The organism is Leucobacter alluvii, assembly GCF_039530485.1.
Classification (GTDB): Bacteria; Actinomycetota; Actinomycetes; order Actinomycetales; family Microbacteriaceae; genus Leucobacter; species Leucobacter alluvii.
In genome coordinates, this window is the sequence record NZ_BAAAOP010000008.1 from 1 (window position 1) to 9,061 (window position 9,061).

The following is a 9,061-nucleotide window of genomic DNA, read 5'->3' on the forward strand; positions in this document are numbered from 1 at the left end:
GACATCCTTCCAGCCCACCCTCCCGGGCAAGCCAACTCAGATGTCACCTACACGTGCAGCAGACCCTCGAGTCTGAAGGCGTCGAGCTATGCTCCACTGGAAACCGCCTGGCGTTTATACGTCGAGCCAGTCTGGGGCGACTACCCAGTGTCGAGCATTCGACATTCAGATGTGCAGGCCTGGGTGTCTGGCATCAAGAAGAGCCCCACAGTCGTCATCCGCGCGCACGGCGTTCTGGCTGGCATTCTCGATGTCGCCGGCCGCGATCGGCGCGTCAGCGCAAACGCGGCTCGAGGCGTCGACCTTCCCCGCAAGCAGTCGAGCAGAGAACGTCGATACCTGACCCACTCACAGCTGTGGGCGGTGGCGAACAACGCTGGCCGCCGCCGTGTACTCGTGCTCGTGCTGGGTTACTGCGGTCTCCGCTGGGGAGAGGCCATCGGGCTCCGCGTCTCTGATCTTGACTTCGAACGTCGACGCATCAGCATCACGCGCAACGCAGTCGAAGTAGGCGGGAAGATCCACGAGGGAACACCTAAGACGCACGAAGCGAGGCACGTGTACGTCCCCGCGACGATCTCCGAGCTACTTGAGTCGCACTGCGAGGGGAAGAGCAAAGACGCGCTCGTGTTCCCGAATCTGTATGGCAATTTCGAGCGGAAGACGTACTTCGATTCGAAGAAATCGACATGGTGGGCGAACGCGCTGAACCGGGCGGGTGCCGAGAAGATGACCATTCATGATCTTCGGCACACCGCAGCGTCATTGGCGGTGTCTGCTGGTGCGAATGTGAAAGCGTTGCAGCGGATGCTGGGGCACGCGAGTGCGGCGATGACGCTCGATGTGTACGCGGATCTGTTCGACAGTGACCTTGAGGACGTTGCGGACGATCTCGATCAGGCCATTAGTTCGCAAGTTGTTGCGGGAATGTTGCGGCCAGAGGCCAATTAACCCCGTTCAGCGTTGAAATTGAGCCGATTCTAGGCAGTCCCCCCACAGGGATTCGAACCCTGACTGTGCCGATTTTAAGTCGGCTGCCTCTGCCAGTTGGGCTATGGGGGGCCGTTCGATTCTCGCAGATCGCGGCCGTGTGGGGAGCCAGGCTGTCACTGAGCGCCTGATGCGCACCGATGGCCGCGCAGGGCGACGAGCACGCGAACACGAAGAGAACGAGAACAGAACAGAACAGAACAGAACAGAACAGAACAGAAAAGAGTAAGCCCCGCCATTGGGCAGAACGGCGGGGCCTACGGTCTATGGGGCGTCGGCGGTCACCGACGCGGCGCGATCACGCGGCGCCGAGGCGCTGGCGCAAACCTTCGAGCTGTCCGCTCAGCGCAGCCGGCAGACGATCGCCGAACTGAGCGAAGAACTCCTCCGTCAGATCGGCTTCCGCGAGCCACGATGCCGGATCGATCGAGAACAGTTCGGCGAGATCGCTCTCGGGCACCTCGATGCCGTCGAGGTTGAGCTCACCGTCGGCGGGAATGGTGCCCACCGCGGTCTCGCGCCCTTCGACGGAGCCTTCGACACTGCGGATGATCCAGTCGATCACACGCGAGTTCTCTCCGAAGCCGGGCCACAGGAACCGACCGTCGGCGCCCTTGCGGAACCAGTTGACCTGGAAGATCTTGGGCGCCTGGTCACCGAGGGTGCGGCCCATGTCGAGCCAGTGTCCCCAGTAGTCAGCCATGTTGTATCCGCAGAACGGCAGCATCGCGAAGGGATCGCGTCGCAGTTCGCCGACCGTTCCCTCCTGGGCTGCGGTCTTCTCGGAGGAGATCGTGGCCCCGACGAAGACGCCGTGCTCCCAGGAGAGCGACCGAGCCACGAGGGGCACGTTCGTCGCGCGACGCCCGCCGAAGAGGATCGCGTCGAGAGGAACGCCGTTCTGCTCGTACCATTCCTGAGCCAGGGTGGGGGTCTGCTGGATCGGCACCGTGAAGCGCGAGTTCGGGTGCGCTGCAACGCGACCGCTCTCGGGGGTCCACTCGTTGCCCTGCCAGTCGATCAGGTGAGCGGGAACCTCGTCCGTCTTGCCCTCCCACCAGACGTCGCCGTCGTCGGTGAGCGCGACGTTCGTGAAGATCGTGTTTCCCCACAGGGTCTCGACCGCGACCGGGTTCGTCGATTCCCCCGTGCCCGGGGCGACACCGAAGAAGCCGGCTTCCGGGTTGATGGCGTAGAGGCGCCCGTCGGTGCCGGGGCGCAGCCAGGCGATGTCGTCGCCGATGGTCTCGACCTTCCACCCCGGAATGGTCGGCTGGAGCATCGCGAGGTTCGTCTTGCCGCAGGCCGAGGGGAACGCTGCGGAGAGGTGGTACGACTTGCCGCTCTCGGTGTTCGTGAGCTTCAGCAGGAGCATGTGCTCGGCCAGCCAGCCCTCGTTGCGACCCATCACGCTGGCGATGCGCAGGGCGAAGCACTTCTTGGAGAGCAGGGCGTTTCCGCCGTATCCCGACCCGTACGACCAGACCTCGAGGGTCTCGGGGAAGTGGGTGATGTACTTGGTCTCGTTGCAGGGCCAGGCATCATCGCTCTGGCCGGGCTCGAGCGGAGCGCCAACGGAGTGCACCGTACGCACCCATTCGCTCCCGGGCAGAATGCCGTCGAGAGCCGACTGCCCCATGCGGGTCATGATCCGCATGTTCAGCACCGCGTACGGCGAATCGGTGATCTCGATGCCGAGCTGCGTGATGGCGCCGCCCACCGGACCCATCGAGAACGGAACGACGTACATCGTTCGGCCCCGCATGGATCCCTTGAAGCGGGGCATGAGCTCGGCCTTCATCTCATCCGGAGCCATCCAGTTGTTCGTCGGTCCGGCGTCCGCTTCGTCGACGGAGCAGATGAAGGTGCGGTCTTCCACACGGGCGACGTCGTCGGGGTGCGAACGGGCGAGGAAGCTCCCGGGCCGCAGATTCTTGTTGAGCGGGATCAGCGTTCCGGCTTCCACCATTTCAGTGGTGATGCGGTTCCACTCGGCCTGCGAACCATCGCACCAGACGACCTCGTCGGGTTCCGTGAGCTCAGCGACCTCGGTCACCCATGCGAGCACTTCTTCATTGCTCGTGGTCGCGCCGTCGCGAACGATCTCAGCGAAGGTCAGCTCGGTCTCAATGGTCTGCGTGAGTGCCATGTCGTTCTCCTCGGAGTTCCCGCCGCCGGGTGAAGAAGCGGCGACATCTCCATTGTGAATGGGGTGCTCACGTCGCATTCACTCTTTCGGCTGGAAAATTTGGCCATTTTTGACATATAGTCAAGAGATGAACGCTGAGCCAGTTCCAGTGACCGCCGGATTCGACGAGGCCGAACTCGATCGCCTGATTCTTGGAAAGCGGATCAGACACTTCCGAACCCAGGCGGGCCTCACCCTCGAGCAGCTCGGTGAGCGCGTGGGCGTCGTCGCGAGCCAGCTCTCCCTCATCGAGAACGGCCGGCGGGAACCCCGGCTCGGGCTCTTGCAGAGCGTCTCCCGCGAACTGGGCATCGAAGTCGCAGAGCTCCTCAAACGCGAGGCTCCGGATCGCCGCAGCACGTGGGAGGTCGAGCTCGAACGCGCGCAGGCCGCTCCCACGTATACCCGCCTCGGGCTCCCCCACGTGCGCACGCCTCGCGCCTTGCCGGACGACACGTTGGAGGCCCTCGTCGGACTGCACCGCGAACTCGCTCGGCGATCCCGAGCGGCTGCGACCACGTCAGAGGAGGCCCGGCGCGCGAACACTGCGATCCGCATGCAGATGCAGGCGCGCGACAATTACATTCAGGACATCGAGCTCGTGGCGTCCGACCTGATGCGACGCATCGGTCATTCGCTCGGCGCCGTCACGCACCGCGAGGTCGCCATGCTCGCCGAGCTGCTGGGCTTCGACCTCATCTTCGTCGATGACCTGCCCTCGAACACTCGCAGCATCACCGACCTCGAGAATGGGCGCATCTATCTGCCGCCGGCCTCGATTCCGGGCGGTCACGGCCTGAGGTCGCTGGCACTGCAGGCGATGGCGCACCGCGTGCTCGGCCACTCCGAACCGGCGAGCTACGCGGAGTTTCTCGAGCAACGGCTGCAGATCAACTACTTCGCAGCGGCCTGCCTGATCCCCGAGGCCGGGGCAGTGGAGTTTCTGCAGCAGGCCAAGCGCAATCGCAACCTTGCGATCGAAGATTTCAGAGACGCATTCGGCGTCACGCACGAGGCCGCTTCGCACCGATTCACCAACCTTGCGACGCAGCATCTCGGCCTGCGAGCGCACCACTATCGTGCTGATGGAGCCGGGGCGATCGTGCGCGGCTACCAGAACGATGGCCTGCCGTACCCCGCGGACGACACCGGGTCGATCGAGGGCGAAGTGCTCTGCCACAAGTGGGGTGGCCGCACGTCGTTCAATCGCACGAACCGTACGAGCGAGTTCTACCAGTACACCGACACGCCTGCCGGCACGTTCTGGTCGAGCGTGCAGACCGGGGATGCCGAGCAGGGCCCGTTCGCGATCGCGTGTGGAGTCGCCTTCGATGATGCGAAGTGGTTCCGTGGGCGGGATACGACGGAGCGCCAGGTGTCGACGTGTCCGGATCCGGCGTGCTGCCGCACGCCGAAACCCGAGCTGTTGGCGCGCTGGGAGGGCAAGGCGTGGCCGAGCGCCCGCATGCACGCTCACGTGCTGTCTCCGCTGCCGACGGGAACGTTCCCGGGCGTCGACGACACGGAGATGTACCAGTTCCTGGCGAAGCATGCGCCGGAGGCTTGAGGCGAAAGCGACGCTTTCGCTGCCTCCGGCGCGGGCCCTACAGGGCCCGGAGGCTTGATGAACCTCCCATTCAGTGCAGTTATCGCCTCGTAGGCGCACTCTTTTGGCGGTTCGTCCGGTTCTCCGGTACTCCCGTCCCGCGCGGGCGCACAGCGCCTGGCCCTCGGAACGCGAGAACCCCCGCAGCGCGTGCTGCAGGGGTTCTCGTTGTGGAGCGCTCGATCAGGCCTTGGGTCGCGAGGCGAACTCTTCGAAGACCGCCCGCGGCTGCTGCACGGCCTCGATGTTGACCGTGTCGCGTCCGAGGAAGAAATGGCCGACCCATCCGCCGAACACGCGCCACTTGCGCTCCCACGAGGGGATCGCGAGGCCGTGGTAGAAGCGGTGAGCGAGCCACGCGAAGTAGCCCTTCATCGCGAACTTGCCCGATTGGAACACGCCGGTGTTGACGCCGAGGCCGGCGACGGCTCCCATGTTCTTGTGGTTGTACTCTGCGATGCCCTCGCCGCGGAGGTCGGCGACGATGTTCTTCGCGAGCAGCTTGCCCTGGCGAACCGCGTGCTGCGCGTTGGGCACGCAGAAGCCGCCGGGGCCGGGAGTCGCTGAGATGTCGGGGGTCTGCGACGTGTCGCCAGCGGTCCAGGCGCCTTCGAGCGCGACGCCGTCTTCCGTGGTGATGCGCAGCGAGGGGCTGCCGATGACGTGCCCGCGGGGGCCGATCGGCAGATCCGTTCCGCGCAGGAACGGGCGAGGCATGACGCCGGCGGTCCAGACGATGAGGTCGGACTCGTAGTTCTCACCGGTCGACAGCTCGATCTTGCCATCCAGAGCCGAGGCGAGCTGCGTATCGAGGTGGATCTGCACCCCGCGACGCGTCTGATCCTTGACGACCCAGTCGGCGGTCTCCTGCGACACCTCGGGCATGATCCGCCCCATGGCCTCGACCAGGTGGAACACCGTCTCGTCGAACGAGATCTCGGGGTAGCGGCGCAGCAATGCGGTCGCGAACGAACGGAGCTCCGAGATCGTCTCGATGCCCGCGAATCCGCCGCCGACGACCGTGACCGTCAGCAGACGAGCACGCTCGGGGGAACCCTTCGGCAGGGTCGCGGCGCGCTCGAAGTTGCCCACGAGACGATCGCGCACGGCGACCGCTTCTTCGATGGTCTTCATGCCGATCGCGTTGTCGGCGATGCCGGCGATCGGGAAGGTGCGCGAGACCGAACCGGTCGTCACGACGATGTGGTCGTAGGCGAACTCGAACGGCACACCCACGTTCGGCGTGATGGTCACGCTCTTCGTCGCGTGCGAGATCGCGGTCACCTTACCGGCGATGTTCGCGGTGCTCTCCAGGTGGCGACGGCGCGCCACGACCGCGTGACGCGGCTCGATCGATCCCGAGGCGACCTCGGGAAGGAACGGCAGGTACGCCATGTACGGCAGCGGATCGACGATCGTGACCTCGGCCTCGCCCGCACGAAGCAGCTTCTCGAGCTTCCATGCGGTGTAGAAGCCGGCATAGCCGCCACCAACGATCAGAATCTTCTTCGCCACGAAGCGATCTCCTTGCAGCAATCAGGGTCGGACCCGCACCGCGGGCACAGAAAATAGCGGGCAAAACACCCGCATCGAAAGCTTACCGCGTTTTCTCAGCTCCCGAGAACGCCGATGTGCTCGTCACCCAGTCCATCCGCTGCGCTCGAGCGCGAGGTCACCGATGGGATTGACCCCCGGCCCGGCAGCGAGGGCGTGGCCCATGAGCGCGTGCAGGCACTTCACCCGTGTCGGCATGCCGCCGGAGCTCACGCCCGCGACTTCCGGTACCTCTCCGACGCTGTCGCGATCCGCGATGAACTGCTCGTGCGCGCGCTGATACTGCTCGCGCACTGCCTCGTCGCTGGCCAGCAGCTCGTTGAACTCGTTCATCACCCCCGCCGCTTCCAGGCGGGATGCGGCCGCGACCGCTTCCGGGTGGCACAGGTAGTAGAAGGTCGGGAACGGAGACCCGTCGGGAAGCCGGGGCGCGGTGGCGACGACCGCCGGGCTGCCGTCTGACGCGCGCGCCGCAATGCCCACGACTCCGCGCGCTTCGCGCCCGAGTTGCTCGGTCACTGCGGCTATGTCTGCTGCGGTCGGTTCAGGATAGGGCGGGCGGGTCATTGCGGTGTCTCCTCGGCAGGGGCTTCGGGCGATGCGGGATCGACGGATTCAGTCGTCGAGTCGGCGCCGTCGGATTCGGGTTCGTTCTGGGCGTCAGCGGTCGCTTCCACCGGAGGAGCATCCGTCGTGCCAGCGCTCAGGAACGATGCTGACAGGCTCCGGGCCCAGTTGCTCGGCATGCGGGACAGCTCGGGATCCGGCTCTTCGTCCGACTCGATGGGCATGACGATGTCATCGATGACGTTCAGCTGGGTCTCCCCCGGCATGACGTAGAACAAGCGGTCTCGCGCTTGAGATCGGACGTAGACCGGGTCTTTCCACTTCGCGCGCTCGGCGTCGATCTCGTTGACCGCCTCCTGGCTCTGCCGCACGCTCTCGCGGAGTTCGGCGATCTCGCGCCGCTGCTGGACGAACGTGGAGAGGCTCGGGCTCACGATGACGATTCCGGCGAGCACGAGCACGACGACGACCACGGTGAAGCCGCTGAACCGCAGGCTCGAGGCCCACGTTCCGACATCATCGATCCAGCGCTTCACCGTGTCGTCGTCTTTCAGTGGTGGTCGGGTTACGCGGTGAAGCGCGGGAAGGCACCGCGACCCGCGTACTTCGCCGCACCGCCGAGCTCTTCCTCGATGCGCAGCAGCTGGTTGTACTTCGCCACGCGCTCGGAGCGGGCCGGCGCACCGGTCTTGATCTGACCGCAGTCGGTCGCGACGGCGAGGTCTGCGATCGTTACGTCCTCGGTCTCACCCGAGCGGTGCGACAGGATCGCCGTGTACCCGGAGCGCTGCGCGAGCTGCACGGCGTCGAGCGTTTCGGTGAGCGTACCGATCTGGTTCACCTTGACGAGCAGCGAGTTGGCCGCGCCCTGGGCGATCCCGTCGGCGAGGCGCTCGGGGTTCGTGACGAAGAGATCGTCGCCCACGAGCTGCACGCGATCGCCGAGTTCGTCGGTGAGGTGCTTCCACCCCTCCCAGTCGTCTTCGGCCAGCGGATCCTCGATCGACACGAGCGGGTACCGCTCGAGCAGGTCGGCGTAGTAGGCCGACATCTCAGCGGCGCTGCGCTGCTGCCCCTCGAAGGTGTAGACGCCGTTCTCGAAGAACTCGGTCGATGCCACGTCGAGCGCTACCGCCACGTCACGGCCCGGTTCGAGCCCGGCGCGCTTGATGGCTTCGACGATGAGGTCGAGCGCGGCGGCGTTGTGCGGCAGGTCGGGCGCGAATCCGCCCTCATCGCCGAGCGCGGTTGCGAGACCCTGCTCCTTGAGCAGCGCCTTCAGCGCGTGGTAGACCTCGACGCCCCAGCGAAGGCCCTCCGAGAACGTCTCGGCGCCGAGGGGCACCGCCATGAATTCCTGGATATCGACGCCCGTGTCGGCGTGAGCGCCGCCGTTGATGATGTTCATGAGCGGCACGGGGAGAGTGCTCGCGTTCGGGCCGCCCAGGTAGCGGTAGAGCGGCAGCTCAGCCGCGGAGGCGGCGGCGTGCGCCACGGCGAGACTCACGCCGAGGATGGCATTCGCCCCGACGCGCTCCTTGTTGGGTGTGCCGTCGATCTCCTTCAGCGTCGCGTCGATGATGCGCTGATCGTCGGCGGCGAGGCCCTCGATCGCGGGCGCGAGCTCGTCGAAGACGGCGTCGACGGCGCGGGTGACGCCCTTGCCGAGGTAGCGATCTTCGCCGTCGCGGAGCTCGTACGCTTCGAATGCTCCGGTCGAAGCGCCCGAGGGAACGGCGGCGCGGCCCACAGAATCGTCGGTCAGGCCGACCTCGACCTCGACGGTCGGGTTGCCACGCGAATCGAGAATCTCTCGGGCGATCACTGCGTCGATAAATGCCACTATGCGCTCCTTGAAGGGGTCGGATGCCGGGTCAAGCAAAGGGTGCGGCGGGCCGTGCCCGCCGCACCCCAGTCTAGGGCACGGCGGCTTGGCGATCCGGGGCGCAAAACGGCCGTCAGCGTGCAGGCGGGCCTGAGCCAGGGCGCTGCATGGCCCGGCGGGGCGGCAGGCGAAGCACCGCCGAGGCGTCAGCCGGATGCAGGCTCCGGGAACGTGCGAGAGGCGGCGTCCGTGAGACGTTCAGGCCGGCGGTTTCATGTGGTCGTTGCAACACCCAGCGTGTGTGGTGTCTCTGAGAGTAACGCTTCTAACG

General features: G+C 65.9%; 7 protein-coding genes and 1 tRNA gene. 2 read left to right on the forward strand and 6 right to left on the reverse strand.

Features of this window, described 5'->3' with window-relative positions:
• The coding region (locus ABFX18_RS10455) for a tyrosine-type recombinase/integrase (RefSeq protein WP_346058285.1) at positions 1-951 on the forward strand (951 nt) is incomplete at its 5' end.
• A 37-nt stretch (positions 952-988) separates the two neighbouring features.
• On the opposite strand, the gene ABFX18_RS10460 is transcribed toward ABFX18_RS10455, so the two are convergent.
• Positions 989-1,062, reverse strand: a tRNA-Leu gene (locus ABFX18_RS10460).
• 226 nt (positions 1,063-1,288) lie between these two features.
• A complete protein-coding gene (locus ABFX18_RS10465; RefSeq protein ID WP_346058286.1) occupies positions 1,289-3,139 on the reverse strand; it encodes a phosphoenolpyruvate carboxykinase (GTP) in 1,851 nt (616 codons plus the stop codon).
• Positions 3,140-3,266: 127 nt separating this feature from the next.
• Between ABFX18_RS10465 and ABFX18_RS10470 the strand changes: the two genes are divergently transcribed.
• On the forward strand, positions 3,267-4,745 hold the full coding sequence (locus tag ABFX18_RS10470; RefSeq protein ID WP_090147649.1) for a helix-turn-helix domain-containing protein: 1,479 nt from the start codon (positions 3,267-3,269) through the stop codon (positions 4,743-4,745).
• 222 nt (positions 4,746-4,967) lie between these two features.
• Here the strand turns inward: ABFX18_RS10470 and ABFX18_RS10475 are convergent, their stop codons facing one another.
• The 4 genes from ABFX18_RS10475 to eno all read right to left on the reverse strand — a co-directional run bounded on the left by ABFX18_RS10475 (position 4,968) and on the right by eno (position 8,748).
• On the reverse strand, positions 4,968-6,299 hold the full coding sequence (locus ABFX18_RS10475; protein WP_200329638.1) for an FAD-dependent oxidoreductase: 1,332 nt from the start codon (positions 6,297-6,299) through the stop codon (positions 4,968-4,970).
• Positions 6,300-6,422: 123 nt separating this feature from the next.
• Positions 6,423-6,905: a DUF501 domain-containing protein gene (locus ABFX18_RS10480; RefSeq protein WP_200329640.1), complete on the reverse strand. Its 483-nt coding sequence runs from the start codon at positions 6,903-6,905 to the stop codon at positions 6,423-6,425.
• Positions 6,902-7,441 carry an FtsB family cell division protein gene (locus ABFX18_RS10485; RefSeq protein ID WP_346058287.1) on the reverse strand — a complete coding sequence of 180 codons (540 nt, stop codon included), beginning with the start codon at positions 7,439-7,441 and terminating at the stop codon, positions 6,902-6,904. The genes ABFX18_RS10480 and ABFX18_RS10485 overlap by 4 nt, the downstream gene beginning before the upstream one ends.
• 29 nt (positions 7,442-7,470) lie before the next feature.
• Positions 7,471-8,748 (reverse strand): phosphopyruvate hydratase, encoded by a 1,278-nt coding sequence (gene eno / locus ABFX18_RS10490; protein ID WP_090147645.1) that lies wholly within the window; start codon positions 8,746-8,748, stop codon positions 7,471-7,473.
• Positions 8,749-9,061 lie beyond the last annotated feature (313 nt).